This window comes from Asanoa ferruginea, from assembly GCF_003387075.1.
Classification (GTDB): Bacteria; Actinomycetota; Actinomycetes; order Mycobacteriales; family Micromonosporaceae; genus Asanoa; species Asanoa ferruginea.
In genome coordinates this window covers 563,766-578,439 of record NZ_QUMQ01000001.1, presented here as the reverse complement: position 1 = coordinate 578,439, position 14,674 = coordinate 563,766, and the positions used below count along the sequence as shown (strand labels likewise).

The following is a 14,674-nucleotide window of genomic DNA, read 5'->3' as shown; positions in this document are numbered from 1 at the left end:
GGCAGTCAGCCTGGTGAGCGGGCGTCACCCGATCCCGGTGATGTTCCCGTCCGGGACGCTCAGGGCGGCGCGGGCGGCGTCGTCGAGTCGCACCGTGGTGGCGTCGAGGTTCTCGGCGAGGTGGCTGCGGGTTCGGGTGCCCGGGATGAGCAGGATGTTGGGTGCCAGGTCGAGCAGCCAGGCGAGGGCGACCTGGGCCGGCGTGGCGCCGAGCCGTGCTGCGACGGCCGCGAGCACCGGGTTGGTGAGCAGTCGGTGCCGCTGCTCGCCGGGCAGGCCGAGCGGGCAGTAGGGCACGAACGCGATGTCGCGTGCGGCGCACTCGTCGAGCACGTCGCGGGACCCCTGGTCGGCCAGGTTGAACAGGTTCTGCACGCAGACGATGTCGGTCTGGTCCACCGCGCGCAACAGATGGGCCCGCGAGACACTGCTGATGCCCACGCCGTCGATCAGGCCCTCGTCGCGGGCCCGCACCAGTGCGGCCAGTTGCGCGTCGAACCGGGCGCCCGGTGCCTCGGACGGGTCCAGCAGGCGCAGGTTCACCGCGGCCAGCCGGCCCGTGCCGAGCGTGGCCAGGTTGTCCTCGATGCCCTGGCGCAACTGGTCGGGGTCGTCGAATCGGAGCAGCGCGCCATCGCCGTCGCGGCGGGCGGCCACCTTGCTGACGATGGCCAGGCCTGGCGGGTAGGGGTGCAGCGCCTCGCGGATGAGCTGGTTGACCGTGCCGGGGCCGTAGTAGTGCGCGGTGTCGATGTGGTCCACGCCTGCCGCGACGGCCGCCCGCAGCACCTCGACCGCCTCGTCGTGGTCGCGCGGCGGTCCGAAAGCGCCGTCGCCACTGAGCTGCATCGCCCCGTACCCGGCCCGGTGCACGCGCCACGGGCCGAGTGCGAAGGTCCCACCGAGGGTCACGGGTGCACCTGTGAGCCGGCCCCCAGGTCGAGGCGCATGGACTGGAGAATGGTGAACGTGGTGCTGGTGGTGAAGGCCGGCACGTCGGCGGCCGCCAGCACTCCGGTGTATTTGGCGATCACCGGCGCGGCGGCCTGTGCGGTGACGGCGTCGAGATAGCCGGCGACCGCAGCCCACGCGTTCTCGCCGTACTTCTGGAACCAGGGCGTGGGATCGACCGAGCCGAGGGCCTCGCGGGCGCTCTCGACGATGTCGTCGATGTAGCGCTGGTGCAGGGTGAGGTCGTCGCGGGTGCCGAGCCGGCCCAGGTGCCCACCGAGGAAATGCTTCCAGGGGTACGCCAGAGCTCGCGCCGGGGCGTCGAGATAGCCGGGCACGTCCTCGCTGAGGTTGAGGTTGTAGATGGGCACCCAACCGGCATTGACCACGTCGATGAGCATCAGCGTGTCGTGGTCCGGGAAGTGGATATAGATGTTGTCGGGCGAGTGGTTGGGGCCGTGCCAGGCCAACTCGACGCGCTCGCCGCCGGCCCGCAGGGTGTGCTGGTCTTCGAAGGTGACCTCGGGGGCCGGCCGGGCCGGGTCGTTGTCGCGCAGCAGCAGCCGCCGGGTCTCGGCGTGCCCGATGCGGACCACGTCGCCGCCGAACAGGCTCGCCGCGCCGCCGTGGTCGGCGTGATGGTGCGAGTAGACGAGATGGGTCACCGTGTTGGGCACACCCTCCGTTTCGGCGATCTCGTCGACCGCCCGGCGCAGGTTGTGCCCGATGGTCGGTGGTGCGTCGAACAGCACGATTCCGTCGCGGGTGGCCAGGAACGCGCTCTGGTAGGTGCCGTCGGTCACCCAGAACAGGTTGCGCTCCACCCGCCCGACGAAGTAGCCCTGCGCGTTGAGCGCCGGACCGAGCGCCGAGCGGGGGACAGGCGCGTAGTCCGGCAGCGGCGGCGCGGTGTTGGACCCGGTCATGACGATCTCCTCTACGTCTCAGGATGGCTCCTGACCAGGTTTGTCGTCGCCCAGGTGAGCGGTCGTCACCGGATTCCGGTGATTCCGGGCCGACCGGTTCACGGTGCTGTGAAGAACTCGCGCAACACCTGGGCGGCGACCAGCGGCCGGCCGTCGTCCTCCGGTCCGTCGTGGGTGAGGCCGGGCAGGGTGCGGCGTTCGGCCTGCGGGATCGCCGCAGAGAGAGCGTCCAGCGCGACGGTGAAGTAGTCCGGGCTCCGCGTGCCGCGCAGCAGCAGCACGCGGGCCCGGATCGCGGCGTACTCCCGTGCGGTGTCCGCCACCTCCTCGATGGTCCGCATGTCGTAGTCCAATGTGGGCACCAGGTCGGCGATGGAGACCCGGTCGGGATCGCGGGGCCGGGTGTGCAGGCCGAGGGCCAGCGCCGGCGTGAGTACGTAGCGCGGAGTCTTGGTGAAGAGCGGTTCGACGGCCATCCCGCGCATCGAGGTGACCAGGGCGGAGGCGCGTCGCCCGCCGGCGAGCTCCCGCCGATAGCGGGGCAACCAGTCCAGCGAGAAGGATCCGCTCACCGACAACGGGGGCTCGAACAGCGCGATGCGCTCCATTGTGGAGGTCTCAAGAGCGGTGCGCAGGGTGATGAGGCCGCCGACGCTCAACCCGAACACATACCGCGCGCCGGTCTCCGCGAGGACCGCACGCAGGTCCTCGACCTCGCGCTCCACGCTGAACCCGGCGCCGTGTGGGCCGCTCATGCCCCTGCCGCGCCGGTCCGGCACGTACACCTGGAAATCGTCCGTGAGGGTTTCTGCCAGCACGGAGAAGTGCTGCGCCGCCTTCATCCCGCCGTGTAGCAGCACGAGCCCGAGGCCGTCGCCGCCACCGTAACGCCGGTAACCGATGAGGGTGCCGTCGGCCGACTTGACCTTCGCCTTCGTATACATGCCCCCAGCGTAGGTAAACCCGGTATACATATCAACCGGGTGTACGCTTTGCCTCATGGCGGAACAGCTTGGGCTCCGGCAGCGGCAGCGGCTGCGCATCGAGCAGGCGATCCAGGACGCCGCGACCAGGCTGTTCCTGCGGTCCGGGTTCGACGCGGTCGGCGTGAACGAGATCGCCGAGGCGGCCGAGGTGTCCAAACGGACCCTGTTCAAATACTTCCCGAGCAAGGAAGACCTGGTCATCGGCGCGTTCGCCGACCACCAGAACGAGGCGGCGAATGTCGTGCGCGACCGGGCGGCGGGAACCGACCCGATCGACGCGCTGCATGCGCACTTTCTCGACGGGCTGGCCCGCCGCGACCCGGTCACCGGCCTCGATGACCACCCGCAGACGCTCGCGTTCGTCGCCATGGTCCTGTCGGTGCCGTCCCTCCAAGGTCGACTGCTGCTCTACCAGACGGCGGCGGAAGCGGCCCTGACCGAGGTGCTGGAGGCGGTGGTGCCGGCCGGTGACGACGGCACGGCCCGGCTGGCCGCCTACCAGATCTTCGCGGTGCAGCGCGCCCTGACCGACGAGAACCGCCGCCACCTGACCGCCGGGATGAGCGGCGACGCGCGCTACCCGGAGGCCGTCGCCGCCGCGGATCGCGGCTTCGCCATGCTCCGGCACGGACTGTCCATTAGCGGATAGCGATCGGTAGCCAGCTCACTACGATCCTGTGCGTGACTTCGAGCTCGCGCGTCGCGCGTCGCGCCGACGTGCACTACCGGCTGGCTCAACCCTTCGGCGGCCTCTCCGCGGGCACCCAGACCAAGACCTGGTTCTTCGACGTGCCGGAGAGCCGCGACACCGACGACGGCTGGGCCGAATTGCTCAACCGCCTCTTCTACGACGCCAACGCGCTGATGCGGTCGCGCGAACCCGGCGACACCTCCTGCCTGGCGGTCGACACGTTCACGACCGCGCCGGTGTCCGCCGCGACGATGCTGGCCTGGGACGGGCTGGCGACCCAGGAGCGGGCCGCCGCGCACCTGCCCTGGATCCTCGCGGCCGGCGCGGTGAGCTGGGAATATTCCGCGTGCTATTGCGTCGACGACGCCGGTGCCTACGACGGCATGACCGGCAACGGCTTCTCCGAGTTGATCCTCTATCGCTTCCTCGACGCCGGCGGGACCACGCCGCAAGACGCGGTCACCTTCCTCGACCGGCTCTATCCCGGTCATGGTGAGTCCATCTTCGCGGACCGGTCGCAGCGCTTCGCCAACCTCGTCGAGATCCGCCCGTCGGCGGCGTTTCGGCGCCCACCCGGCAGCACTCCCTGGATCTCCGGCCCGCCCACACTAGGCTAGGACCGGTGATCGTCGTCCTTGGCGCCAGCGGCCACGTCGGCTCCGCGGTCGCGACAGCGCTGATCGAGGCCGGCGCGCCGGTGCGGGTCGTCACCCGCGACGCGCGACGCGGGCAACCGTGGCGCGACCGCGGTGCGGATGTGGCGGTCGTCGATGTCGCTGACACGCCGGCGCTCGCCGCGGCGTTCCGCGGTGCCCGCCGCGCCTTCCTGCTCAACCCGCCGGCGCCGGTGTCCACCGACACCGACGCGGGGGAGCGCCGCACGGCGTCGAGCATCGTCGCGGCGCTCGACGGGTCGGGGCTCGAGCAGGTGGTCGCCCAGTCGACCTACGGTGCGCAGCCCGGCGACCGCATCGGCGACCTGTCGGTGCTGCACGAGTTCGAGCAGGCGGTCGCTCGCCAGCCCGTGCCGGCCCATGTGGTTCGCGGCGCCTACTTCATGACCAACTGGGTCGGGGTGCTCACGTCCGCACGCGACGACGGCCTGCTACCCGTCATGTTCCCCGAGGACCACGTCCTGCCGATGGTCGCGCCGCACGACCTCGGTCGCATCGCGGCTGATCTGCTCCTGACCCCTGAGACGGGAAACAGCCTCCGGCACGTCGAGGGTCCCCTGCGTTATACGCCCCGCGAGGTCGCGACCATCATGGCCGAAGTCCTGGGCAGACCCGTCGCACTGCGGGTGGTCGCGCGCGAGGACTGGGTGGCGGCCTTCCGGTCGTGGGGCTTCTCGCCCGAGGCCGCCGAGTCCTACGCTCGCATGACGGCCGCGACCGTCGACGGCGACCCCCCGACCCTCGTCGAGGTCGAGCGACAACCGACGACGCTGGAAACGTTTCTGGCGGCGGCGCGCCCCTAGAGCACGCCGCCGCCGCCGGTCAGGTCCAGGCGATCGAGCTGACCTCGTCGTCGAGCCAGCTCGGGAACGAGGTGCGGGAGAAGAAGAACCCGTTGTCGTTGAACGGCCCGGTGGCCCCGATGTGCAGGAAATGCATGGCGGCGCAGTTGGCGAAGCCCTTGAACGACTCGATGTCGTCGTTCCACCCCGACGGCAGGCTGGTCATGGTGAACTCGACCGGGCTGAGGAAGTCGTCACAGGCGTGCGTGCCCGTGATGGTCAGGGTGCTGCCGCCGAAGCTCTCGCCGGTGTATTCGACGCTGATCACGATGTTGCTCACCGCGGCCAAGGTCGACGGCGCCTTCGCCGGCAGGTCGTTGAGCTTCTTCGCCAGCTTCTCGTCGTTGAGCGCCGCCTTCGGGTTGGCGGGCGCGTCGGTGACCCGGCCGCCGGTCGCGTTGGCCATCGCCGTCGTGAACGACGAATAGCAGACCATCGGCGCGCCGCTCGATGCGCTGACCACGCAGTGCTTCCCGGCCGGAGCCGCGTGCGCGGCGGTGGCGGGAGCCAGCAGCAGCGCCAGAACCCCGGCGCCGAGCGCGAGTCGTTGCTTGATCCTCATCTGGTCCTCCTCGGTGGTGAGTTGCCACTGAGGAGCACGCCGGCCGGGCCGAAATACCGATCCTGCGCAACGTCAGCCGTTCGGGCGCGTCAGACCCGGGATGCCGCCCGCGTTGGTGATCACGGCCCGGGCGACGTCGCCGAGCTTGCGGTTGTTGCCTCGCGCGTAGCCACGGATGAGGGCGAACGCCTCGTCGACGCTGACGCCGCGGTGTTGCGCCACCGCTCCCTTGGCCTGCTCGATGATGACCCGGCTGTTGAGCGCACCCTGAAGTTGCTCGGCCAGCACCTGCCCCTGCCGGATGGTGCGTTCCTGCACGAGGGCGATCGACGCCAGGTCGGCCAACGCCTGCACCAGCGGCGCGTCTTCGGGCTCCAGACCAGCCGCAGTCGTGCCGAACACGTTGAGCGCGCCGATCACCTGCGCCCGCAGCCGCAGCGGAAACGCGTGCACCGAGCGGAACCCGGCCGCGGTGGCGTGCGGTGCGAACAGCGGCCAGCGCGCGCCGTCTTCGCGCAGGTCGGTGTTGATCACCGCGATGCCGGTGCGGAACGCGTCGAGGCAGGGGCCCTCGTCGTTCTGGAGCTGGAAGAGCTCCAGCAACCGGGCGTCTTCGCGGGACGCGGCCATGAAGTGCAGGTGGCCGTTGCGGTCGGCGAGGAGCAGCCCGACGACGCCGGCCGACGCGATCTCCGCCGTGCGCAGCGTGAGCACGTGCAGGAAGTCGACCAGGTCGAACTCGTCGACGAGGGTGTCGGAGACCTCGACGAACACCTCGGCCAGGCGCTGCGCGGAAAGAGTGGTCACGGCAATCTCCGTACCCCTGTTGTCATGGGTGTTCCTGATCGAAGCGCAACGTGCGGGCGACCACGTCGCGGGCGACATCGGCCAGCGGGCGGCCGTTCCCGTAGGCGTGGGCGCGCAGCCGCAGGAGTGCTTCGGCGAGGCTGACGCCGAGTTGCACCATCACCATCCCCTGGGCCTGGAAGACCTCGGCACGGTAACCGGGACTCTCGTCGAAGCCGTCCGGGACCTCGTCGACCGGCGCGTCGTGCTGTCCGTCGAGGACGGTGATCCGGGCGATCTCCGCGAAGGTCAGCGACTGGGCGACTTCCTCTTCGTTCATCGCGCCGGCCCGGCCGCGGAAGACGTCGAGCACGCCGACGCTCGCGGAACCGGCCAGCAACGGAAACGCGAAGACCGACCGGACACCCTGCTCGCGCAGCGCCGAGCTGTAGATCGGCCAGCGATCGGCGGCCGCGCCGGTCATATCGGCGACCAGGACCGGGCGTCGGGTCGCCATCGCATCCACACACGGGCCTTCCCCGAGCGTGAATTGCAGCTCCTCCAGGAGTTGGCTGACCGGGTTGGACGCGATCGCGAAGCCCCAGTCGCCGTCGCCGGTCACCACGCTGACACCGACGCCGGAGGCGGTGAGTGCGGTCGCGCCGGCACCGCAGATCCGGCGCAGCCGGTCAGCGACGTTGCCCGGCCGGTCGTCCGGGCCGGGCTGTTCGGCGATCAACTCGTGGGCTCGGGCCCAGCGGCCGGCCGCCGCGCTCATCGCCGCGCGCCGGCTCGGCGCGGTTGGGCACCGATTGCGTGCTGGCGGATCATTGCCATGGGCGGCCGCACCTTCTGTGAGACGACGGCACTTTCCACGTTCGGCCAACCATACGCTTAGCCGAACGCCGGAGTTACGCTTGTCGTGCCCCAGACCCTGGCATTCGCATTCGGCGAATCCGAGGGCAGAGATGGCCATCTTTCAGCATAAGACCGATCTTTTCGCGCTAGCGCTGCGCGCCGAGAGCGCAGTCGCGTGCCTGTGGTTGAGCGGCGAAATCGACGCGGACTGCACGCCGGTGCTGACGGCCACCGCCGCTCGCGTGCACCGCCTCGCCCCCCAGCGGATGTTCGTCGACCTCGCGGAGGTGTCGTTCGCCGGCGCCGCCCTCGTCAACTTCCTGGTGCGCGTCGTCAACGGCCTCCCACCGAGCTGCGTCACCGTGTTCTGCCGAGCTACTCCCCAGACGACCCGCCTGCTCCGCATCACGTCGGTCGACTCCATCGCGGCGCTTTCCGATCGCCTGCCCGACACGTGGCTGCGGTCGCACACCACCCCTTGTTACGACCGCGCGAGAATTGGGTAACTCTCCCTGACCGGCCAGCCCTGGACCCCGGCGGCGGATTCCCCCGTTCCGACCCGTGGCAGGAGCCCGAATGCCGTCGATCCAAGCGCTCCCCGTATCCCGGGGAAGCGCGTACGCCGAACTGTCCCGCGAGATAAAGCACGCCGGTCTGTTGGACCGGCGGGCCGGCTATTACCTCGGCAAGATCATTGTCATGGCCGCGATGTGCGCGATCGGCATCGCCGCCTTCATCCTCATCGGCAGCTCGTGGTGGCAGCTCGCCACCGCCGCCTACTTCGCCGTGCTCTCCACGCAGCTCGGCTTCCTCGGTCACGATGCCGGTCATCGCCAGATCTACCGCTCCGGCCGGGCCAACTACGTCGCGGGCGTCGTGCTCGCCAACGTCGGCGTCGGTTTCAGTTATGGCTGGTGGGTCGACAAGCACAGCCGCCACCACGCCCACCCCAACGACGAGGACAAGGACCCGGACGTCGGCGCCGGTGCGCTGATCTTCACCACCCGGCAGGCGCGGGCCAGCGGGCCGGTGGCCCGGTTCTTCTACCGTTTCCAGGCGTGGGGTTTCTTCCCGCTGCTGCTCCTGGAGGCGATCAACCTGCGGGTGGCGAGCGTCCGCTACCTGATCGGCGACCGCACCCGGCCGCGCGCGCGTGAGCTGACCATGCTCGCCCTGCACGCCGCCGGCTATCTCACGTTGGTGTTCTGGGTCCTGTCGCCGGGCAAGGCGCTGCTGTTCATCGCCGTACACCAGGGACTGTTCGGGCTCTACCTCGGCTGCTCTTTTGCGCCCAACCACAAGGGCATGCCTCCATTGAGTACGGCGGACGCCGCCGACTACCTGCGCCGTCAGGTGCTCACCTCGCGCAACGTGCGGGGTCATTGGCTGACCGACTTCGCCCTTGGCGGGCTCAACTACCAGATCGAGCACCACCTGTTCCCGTCGATGCCGCGCGCCAACCTGCGGCACGCCCAGCACATCGTCAAGGAGTTCTGCGCGGTCAACCGGGTGTCATACCTGGAGACCGGGCTGGTCGCGTCCTACGCACAGGCCCTTCGTCACCTCGACACCATCGGCCGGACACCCGCGGCCTGAACCTGGGCCGGCCGGCGCCACGCCCGCGGGCCGGCGCTTGCGTTCGCGGGTAATGGGTGCTCAACTGTCGTTAGCACTCGCCTACCGCGAGTGCCAACCGAATGGGATGGGACCCCCGGGAGGGGGACCGTAGCAGCGGTCATCGCAGGTCGGCCCGAGCAGGGTGCTGCACGTGGGCACGACGATGTTGAGGATCGGCGCAGATGACCAAGTTGATCGTTTTCGGCGAAGAGGCCCGTCGTGGCCTGGAGCGCGGCATGAACGTCCTCGCCGACACGGTGAAGGTGACGCTCGGCCCACGGGGCCGCAACGTCGTGCTCGACCGCAAATGGGGCGCGCCCACCATCACCAACGACGGTGTGAGCATCGCCAAGGAGATCGAGCTCGACGACCCCTACGAGAAGCTGGGTGCCGAACTCGTCAAAGAGGTCGCGAAGAAGACCGACGAGGTGGCCGGCGACGGCACGACGACCGCGACCGTGCTGGCACAGGCGCTCGTGCGGGAAGGGCTGCGCAACGTCGCCGCCGGTGCCAACCCGATCGCGCTCAAGCGGGGGATCGAGCAGGCCGTCGCCGCGGTGACCGAGGCGCTCGGCAACCAGGCGCTCGAGGTGCAGACCAGGGAGCAGATCGCCGCCACCGCGACCATCTCGGCGGGCGACGCGACGGTCGGTGACCTGATCGCCGAGGCGATGGACAAGGTCGGCAAGGACGGCGTCATCACCGTCGAGGAGAGCAACACCTTCGGTCTCGAACTCGAGCTCACCGACGGCATGCGGCTCGAGAACGGCTACCTCTCGCCCTACTTCGCCACCGACCTCGAACGCATGGAGACCGTCCTCGACGATCCCTATCTGCTGGTCGTCGACAACCGGATCACCAACCTGAAGGACCTCTTACCGATCCTGGAAAAGGTCATGAGCACGGGTAAGCCGCTCGTGATCATCGCCGAGAACGTCGAGGGCGACGCCCTGGCCACGCTGCTGGTCAACAAGATCCAGGGCAGCTTCACCTCGGTCGCGATCAAGGCGCCGGGCTTCGGCGACCGGCGCAAGGCCATGCTGGCCGACCTCGCCGTCCTGACCGGTGGCCAGGTGGTCAGCGACGCGGTCGGCCTCACTCTCGACAGCGCCGCGCTGGACACCCTCGGCCGGGCCCGCAAGGTCATCGCCACCAAGGACGAGACCACCATCGTCGACGGCGCCGGTGAGGTTGAGCAGATCAACGGGCGGATGGCCCAACTGCGCGCCGAGATCGAGAAGAGCGACTCCGACTACGACCGCGAGAAGCTCCAGGAGCGGCTGGCCAAGCTGGCCGGCGGCGTCGCGGTGATCAAGGTCGGCGCGGCCACCGAGGTCGAGCTCAAGGAGCGCAAGCACCGCATTGAGGACGCCGTGCGCAACGCCAAGGCGGCCATCGAGGAAGGCCTGCTGCCGGGCGGCGGGGTCGCGCTGGCCAACGCCGCGGACACCGCGTTCGACAAGCTCGACCTGACCGGCGACGAGGCCACCGGCGCCAACATCGTGCGGGTCGCGCTGACCGCGCCGCTGCGCCAGATCGCCGTCAACGCCGGCCTCGAAGGCGGCGTCGCCGTCGCGAAGGTCAACTCACTGCCGGCGGGGCACGGCCTCAACGCCGCCACCGGCGAGTACGTCGACATGATCGGTGCGGGGATCGTCGAACCGGCCAAGGTCACCCGATCCGCGCTGCAGAACGCGGCCTCGATCGCCGCGCTCTTTCTCACCACGGAGGTCCTCGTCGCCGAGAAGTCCTAAAAGGACTGCACCGTCGCGACGCCCGGGGGCGCGCGGCCCGTCCGGGTGAACATCGGCTCGGAAGCCGCCAGCGCGTTCCCGGCAGGTACGCTGACGCCGTTCGCTGCTCCGGTCCCCGGCGGCGCGTCAACTCTCGCAGAGACGCACCGGAGGCACCATGACGGACCGGCTTCACGCTCTCATCGCCCGGATCGCGGCCGGCGATCGCGCGGCGTTCCGCACCCTCTATGCCTTCCAGGCCATGCGCGTCTGGCGCGATGCGGTCCAGGTGGTTCCACCGGTCGACGCTCGAGCGGTGACCCGGTCGACGTTCGTCGAGATCTGGCATCTGGCCGGACACCACCTCGACGTCGAGGCCCGCGACACCGGTGGCTGGATCGCGTCGATCACCATCCGGCACGCCGCCGACCGGATCCGCGCCGACGACCGGATCCGCGCCGACGACCGGATCCGCGCCGCCGATGGGGCATCGCCACACGACGAACACACCCGCTGCGAGCTCATCGCGTTGCTGGGCAACGGCCAGGCCATGATGCGAACCGCGCCCGGAACCTTCGCCCGCGTCGCCAGCCTGGCCCCGTGACCGCCGCTTACCGGTGGTCGCTTCGCTCCAGGAGTGCCGCGACGTCGTGGGCGAGCGCGCCGATGGTCTCGCCGCGGTAGATCGCGGCCAACTCGTCGAGGAGCCGGGCGGCGACCTCGGTGGCCCCGCCCTCGGCGAGTCGCCTGCGCAGGCGCTCGGCGTAGTCGTCGCGGTCGAGCGGGTTGCCGGCCTGGTCGCGGGCGGCGGTGGTCGGCCGCGGCGGCACGACGCCGGCGGCCGGGGCGGTGCCGAACGCGGCATGCGTCGGGCAGTAGTCGGTCTGCCGGACCGGATCGTGGATCCAGCCCTCGGCGTGGTCGCGCGCCCACGCCCGGGCGTCAGCGTCGTTGCGCCACGACTCGATGGGTGGCGGCTCGACCTGGACCGGGCAGCCCGCGACGTCGCAACTGAGCACGACCCGCCGTGCCGCGCCGCGTGCGGTGGACAGGTGCAGACTCAACGCTGCCCGCTCTCTGGTCGTTGTCGCGCGCCGAGGATCGGCGTCTGTGCCGACGCTACCCCGCGCCGGTGCGGGTGGATATCTCTCATTTAGACCGAACGGGTGTACGATTGGGTTACTCCGGACTCGACGACATCCCACCTTGAGGTGCCTGCCACACCGGCGATCCCTGGGGATGTCATGTCCAACGACGTGCGCCAAACGCAAGACCCATCCGAGGTGCCCCCGCAGGCGGTTCGGCCGCCCGCGGCGTCAGCCGCCGGCCGCACACCCCGCACCCGCACCGGCACCGCGTGGTTCGGGATCTGTGCTGCCGCCCTGCTGTCGATAGTGCTGATCATCTTCATGCTCCAGAACACGCGCGGCGTGCGGGTCCACTTCCTCTGGATGGACGGGAGCCTGCCGCTCGCCTTGGCGCTCCTGATCGCCGCGGTCGGTGCCGCCATCCTGACCATGGTGGTGGGCGCCGCCCGGATCACCCAGCTCCGCCTGCTGGCCCGCCGCCAGCGCCGCTGACCGCTGCGCCATCCCGGGGCTTCCAGGATGGCGCGGGCGGCCCCGGCTCAGATCGTGATGGCGACCTTGCCCCGGGCTTTCCCCGCCTCGAGATAGTGCATGGCCTCGGGGACGCGGGACAGGGTGAAGGTCTTGTCGAGGACCGGCGTCAGCGTGCCGGCCTCGATGAGTTCGGTGAGCCGTTCGAGATCACTGCCACGCTCTTTCGCGGCGAACATGACCAACCGCTGCGAGACGAACGGCGACATGGCCGCGGCCCGCAGGTGGCGACCGAAACCGCCGGTCCACTTGCCGCCTTCCTCGCCGCCGATGATCACCGCGGTGCCGGTCGGGGTGAGCGCTCGGCGCAGCCGTGACAGGGTCGGGTTGCCGCCGATGTCGAGGATCAGGTCGTAGCGCTGAGGGCCGGCGGCGAAGTCGTCACGGGTGTAGTCGATGACGTGGTCGGCGCCCAGGGACCGCAGCAGGTCGAGCTTCGTGGTGCGACAGGTGCCGGTTACTTCGGCGCCGAAGGACTTCGCCAACTGCACGGCGTAGGTGCCGACGCCGCCCGACGCGCCGGTGATCAACACGTGCTGGCCGGCTTGGACCCGGCCGACATCGGTGAGCGCCTGGAGCGCCACGATGGCGGAGATCGGCACGATCGCGGCCTGTTCGAAGGAAAGGTTGACCGGCTTGCGGGCGAGCTTGTCCTCCCGAGCCGCGGCGACCGTCGCGAACGAACCCCGCGCGATCCCGTAGACCTCGTCGCCCACCGCGAACCGGGTCACCGCGCGGCCGGTGGCGAGCACGGTGCCGGCCACGTCGATGCCGGGCACCTGGTTCTTCGGCTTCCGCATCCCGAAGCCGATCAGGCGCAACAGATAGGGCCGGCCTTCCATGATGTGCCAGGTGCCCCGGTCGAGCCCCGCGCCGTGCACGCGCAGCAGCAGTTCGTTGGCGCCGATCTTCGGCGTCGCCACCTCGGCGAACCGCAGGAGGTCGGCCTCGCCATAGCCGTCCTGGAAAATCGCGTGGTTCAGGATGGTGCCGGTAGTGGACATGGCTGGCCTCTCGGGCCGAAGGGGGATCAGGAGGGTTGCACCGGGGAGGTCAGACCGACCAGATCGGCGCTCACCTGCCACAGTCGGATCGCGGCGGCCTCGTCGTAGCTGTTCTCGGCGGACCGCCTGGGTTTCCCGTTGTCGAAGTAGCGACCGGTCACCCGCTCGAGGTCGGGAGCGGAGGCCACCTGGATCGACGTGGTCGCGCCGCTCGCCGGCTTCTTCATGAACGGCCGCAGGAACGGCACGAGCAGCCGCTGGACGGAGCCCGGATCCTCGGCGCCGAACGACGTGTTCACCACACCGGGGTGCACGGCGTTCGCCGTCACCGAGGCGTCCGGCAACGTCCGGGCCAACTCGTAGGTGAACAGCAGGTTGGCGAGCTTCGACTGGCTGTAGGCGCGGGCGCCGGAGTAGTCGCGTACACCTTGCAGGTCGTCGAAGTCGATCCGCCCGCCGGCCTGTGCCTGCGACGAGACCGTGACCACCCGGGCCGGCGCGCTCTCCGTCAGCCGGTCGAGCAACAGGTTGGTGAGCAGGAACGGCGCGAGATGGTTGAGCGCGAAGGTGCGTTCGAGGCCGTCGGCCGTGACGTGCCGGGTGTTCCAGTATCCGCCGACGTTGTTGACGAGCACGTCGATCCGCGGAAGCCGCTGGAGGACCTCGTCGGCCAGCCGGCGCACCTGTGCCAACGACGAGAGGTCGGCGACGAACACGTTCACCCGGCGCTGGCCGGCCGCGCGGATCTCGTCGGCGGCGGCCTCGGTGCGTCGCAGGTCCCGGCCGACGATCGAGACGCGCGCACCCAGCCGGGCCAGGCCCAGCGCGGTCGCCTTGCCGATGCCGCCACTGCCGCCGGTCACCAGCACCAAGCGTCGCGACATCGTGCCGCCTGGGAGCTGTGCCATGTCGTTCTCCTCCGGTTCGGCGCAGGGCGACCTGAGGTCACGACACGATCCACTGTGGTCATACGCGGACAACCGGCGCGTCGCCACGCCGGGAAAGACCGTGAGCCCTGGGCTCGCCCTGAACATCGACCTCTGCGGGCGCGTCCGCCGAGAAGCGGACTGTCACGCCACCGGGGATCCGGGCGACACCCGAAGCGTACGCCTGTTCGGGGAAACCGCTGTCTATTCGACCTGGCGACGTAGGGAGTAGGCGACCGCGAACAGGCGGTGCGGCTCGTTGTGCACGTGGAGGGCGGCACGGTGGTAGGCCTGCCACCCCGCCGCCCCGGCGCGGTTGAGGTGGACCAGGTCGTCGAAGCGCTCGTCAGTGCCCCATCGCTCGATGCCGCCGGGGTGGGTGAACGTCGCCGCCCAGTCCATGAAGCGGTCCGCGCCGTAGTCTCCGGTCGCACGGTAGTCCAGGCGTGCATACTCCCAAATACTCACGCGCTTGAACTTCCCAGGACCGGTGCGGCTT

The 14,674-nt window shown here is 70.0% G+C and carries 18 protein-coding genes; 8 read left to right on the top strand and 10 right to left on the bottom strand.

Annotated features, from left to right (window positions below; translation table 11 throughout):
* Window positions 1-24 precede the first annotated feature (24 nt).
* The 3 genes from DFJ67_RS02835 to DFJ67_RS02825 form a co-directional block, all read right to left on the bottom strand.
* Entirely contained in the window at window positions 25-912 is an 888-nt protein-coding gene (locus DFJ67_RS02835; RefSeq protein WP_116066423.1) for an oxidoreductase, read from the bottom strand.
* Entirely contained in the window at window positions 909-1,877 is a 969-nt protein-coding gene (locus DFJ67_RS02830; protein ID WP_116066422.1) for an MBL fold metallo-hydrolase, read from the bottom strand. The genes DFJ67_RS02835 and DFJ67_RS02830 overlap by 4 nt, the downstream gene beginning before the upstream one ends.
* A 98-nt stretch (window positions 1,878-1,975) precedes the next feature.
* Window positions 1,976-2,821 carry an alpha/beta fold hydrolase gene (locus DFJ67_RS02825; protein ID WP_170215730.1) on the bottom strand — a complete coding sequence of 282 codons (846 nt, stop codon included), beginning with the start codon at window positions 2,819-2,821 and terminating at the stop codon, window positions 1,976-1,978.
* A gap of 55 nt (window positions 2,822-2,876) precedes the next feature.
* On the opposite strand from DFJ67_RS02825, the gene DFJ67_RS02820 reads away from it, so the two are divergent.
* Genes DFJ67_RS02820 through DFJ67_RS02810 form a run of 3 tightly spaced genes read left to right on the top strand, consistent with a single transcriptional unit; the run spans window position 2,877 to window position 5,031 of the window.
* Window positions 2,877-3,512 carry a TetR/AcrR family transcriptional regulator gene (locus tag DFJ67_RS02820; protein WP_116066420.1) on the top strand — a complete coding sequence of 212 codons (636 nt, stop codon included), beginning with the start codon at window positions 2,877-2,879 and terminating at the stop codon, window positions 3,510-3,512.
* A 32-nt stretch (window positions 3,513-3,544) separates the two neighbouring features.
* Window positions 3,545-4,171 (top strand): hypothetical protein, encoded by a 627-nt coding sequence (locus tag DFJ67_RS02815; protein WP_147315404.1) that lies wholly within the window; start codon window positions 3,545-3,547, stop codon window positions 4,169-4,171.
* Between the two features lie 5 nt (window positions 4,172-4,176).
* Complete coding sequence (locus DFJ67_RS02810; RefSeq protein WP_170215729.1) at window positions 4,177-5,031, top strand: NmrA family NAD(P)-binding protein; 855 nt, start codon at window positions 4,177-4,179, stop codon at window positions 5,029-5,031.
* A 19-nt stretch (window positions 5,032-5,050) separates the two neighbouring features.
* On the opposite strand, the gene DFJ67_RS02805 is transcribed toward DFJ67_RS02810, so the two are convergent.
* The 3 genes from DFJ67_RS02805 to DFJ67_RS02795 all read right to left on the bottom strand — a co-directional run bounded on the left by DFJ67_RS02805 (window position 5,051) and on the right by DFJ67_RS02795 (window position 7,196).
* The gene (locus DFJ67_RS02805) at window positions 5,051-5,632 is read right to left on the bottom strand and encodes a hypothetical protein (RefSeq protein ID WP_116066417.1); all 582 of its coding nucleotides are present in this window, start codon (window positions 5,630-5,632) and stop codon (window positions 5,051-5,053) included.
* Between the two features lie 72 nt (window positions 5,633-5,704).
* Window positions 5,705-6,439, bottom strand: a complete 735-nt coding sequence (locus DFJ67_RS02800) for a GAF and ANTAR domain-containing protein (protein ID WP_211333950.1) — start codon at window positions 6,437-6,439, stop codon at window positions 5,705-5,707.
* Window positions 6,440-6,461: 22 nt separating this feature from the next.
* Window positions 6,462-7,196, bottom strand: coding sequence for a GAF and ANTAR domain-containing protein (locus DFJ67_RS02795; RefSeq protein WP_170215728.1), 735 nt, complete (start codon window positions 7,194-7,196; stop codon window positions 6,462-6,464).
* Between the two features lie 265 nt (window positions 7,197-7,461).
* Here DFJ67_RS02795 and DFJ67_RS02790 point away from each other — a divergent pair, with 265 nt between their 5' ends.
* The 4 genes from DFJ67_RS02790 to DFJ67_RS42520 all read left to right on the top strand — a co-directional run bounded on the left by DFJ67_RS02790 (window position 7,462) and on the right by DFJ67_RS42520 (window position 11,230).
* Window positions 7,462-7,782, top strand: coding sequence for an STAS domain-containing protein (locus DFJ67_RS02790; protein ID WP_147315403.1), 321 nt, complete (start codon window positions 7,462-7,464; stop codon window positions 7,780-7,782).
* Window positions 7,783-7,852: 70 nt separating this feature from the next.
* Window positions 7,853-8,872, top strand: coding sequence for a fatty acid desaturase family protein (locus tag DFJ67_RS02785; RefSeq protein WP_116066413.1), 1,020 nt, complete (start codon window positions 7,853-7,855; stop codon window positions 8,870-8,872).
* Window positions 8,873-9,075: 203 nt separating this feature from the next.
* Window positions 9,076-10,647 (top strand): chaperonin GroEL, encoded by a 1,572-nt coding sequence (gene groL, locus DFJ67_RS02780; RefSeq protein WP_116066412.1) that lies wholly within the window; start codon window positions 9,076-9,078, stop codon window positions 10,645-10,647.
* A 157-nt stretch (window positions 10,648-10,804) separates the two neighbouring features.
* The gene (locus DFJ67_RS42520; RefSeq protein WP_170215727.1) at window positions 10,805-11,230 is read left to right on the top strand and encodes a sigma-70 family RNA polymerase sigma factor; all 426 of its coding nucleotides are present in this window, start codon (window positions 10,805-10,807) and stop codon (window positions 11,228-11,230) included.
* A 7-nt stretch (window positions 11,231-11,237) separates the two neighbouring features.
* On the opposite strand, the gene DFJ67_RS02775 is transcribed toward DFJ67_RS42520, so the two are convergent.
* Window positions 11,238-11,690, bottom strand: coding sequence for a hypothetical protein (locus DFJ67_RS02775; RefSeq protein WP_116066411.1), 453 nt, complete (start codon window positions 11,688-11,690; stop codon window positions 11,238-11,240).
* 180 nt (window positions 11,691-11,870) lie between these two features.
* Between DFJ67_RS02775 and DFJ67_RS02770 the strand changes: the two genes are divergently transcribed.
* Window positions 11,871-12,206, top strand: coding sequence for a lipopolysaccharide assembly protein LapA domain-containing protein (locus DFJ67_RS02770; protein ID WP_116066410.1), 336 nt, complete (start codon window positions 11,871-11,873; stop codon window positions 12,204-12,206).
* A 47-nt stretch (window positions 12,207-12,253) separates the two neighbouring features.
* On the opposite strand, the gene DFJ67_RS02765 is transcribed toward DFJ67_RS02770, so the two are convergent.
* From DFJ67_RS02765 to DFJ67_RS02755, 3 genes are all read right to left on the bottom strand, one after another.
* Window positions 12,254-13,249 (bottom strand): NAD(P)-dependent alcohol dehydrogenase, encoded by a 996-nt coding sequence (locus DFJ67_RS02765; protein ID WP_116066409.1) that lies wholly within the window; start codon window positions 13,247-13,249, stop codon window positions 12,254-12,256.
* Between the two features lie 26 nt (window positions 13,250-13,275).
* Complete coding sequence (locus DFJ67_RS02760; protein WP_203783955.1) at window positions 13,276-14,157, bottom strand: SDR family oxidoreductase; 882 nt, start codon at window positions 14,155-14,157, stop codon at window positions 13,276-13,278.
* 222 nt (window positions 14,158-14,379) lie between these two features.
* A complete protein-coding gene (locus tag DFJ67_RS02755; protein WP_116066408.1) occupies window positions 14,380-14,643 on the bottom strand; it encodes a hypothetical protein in 264 nt (87 codons plus the stop codon).
* Between the last annotated feature and the right edge of the window lie 31 nt (window positions 14,644-14,674).

Coding starts and splice junctions, on each gene's coding strand:
- DFJ67_RS02830 (WP_116066422.1), bottom strand. CDS start 1,877: ATGACCGGGTCCAACACCGCGCCGCCGCTGCCGGACTACGCGCCTGTC.
- DFJ67_RS02825 (WP_170215730.1), bottom strand. CDS start 2,821: ATGTATACGAAGGCGAAGGTCAAGTCGGCCGACGGCACCCTCATCGGT.
- DFJ67_RS02820 (WP_116066420.1), top strand. CDS start 2,877: ATGGCGGAACAGCTTGGGCTCCGGCAGCGGCAGCGGCTGCGCATCGAG.
- DFJ67_RS02805 (WP_116066417.1), bottom strand. CDS start 5,632: ATGAGGATCAAGCAACGACTCGCGCTCGGCGCCGGGGTTCTGGCGCTG.
- DFJ67_RS02795 (WP_170215728.1), bottom strand. CDS start 7,196: ATGAGCGCGGCGGCCGGCCGCTGGGCCCGAGCCCACGAGTTGATCGCC.
- DFJ67_RS02785 (WP_116066413.1), top strand. CDS start 7,853: ATGCCGTCGATCCAAGCGCTCCCCGTATCCCGGGGAAGCGCGTACGCC.
- groL (WP_116066412.1), top strand. CDS start 9,076: ATGACCAAGTTGATCGTTTTCGGCGAAGAGGCCCGTCGTGGCCTGGAG.
- DFJ67_RS42520 (WP_170215727.1), top strand. CDS start 10,805: ATGACGGACCGGCTTCACGCTCTCATCGCCCGGATCGCGGCCGGCGAT.
- DFJ67_RS02770 (WP_116066410.1), top strand. CDS start 11,871: ATGTCCAACGACGTGCGCCAAACGCAAGACCCATCCGAGGTGCCCCCG.
- DFJ67_RS02765 (WP_116066409.1), bottom strand. CDS start 13,249: ATGTCCACTACCGGCACCATCCTGAACCACGCGATTTTCCAGGACGGC.
- DFJ67_RS02760 (WP_203783955.1), bottom strand. CDS start 14,157: ATGGCACAGCTCCCAGGCGGCACGATGTCGCGACGCTTGGTGCTGGTG.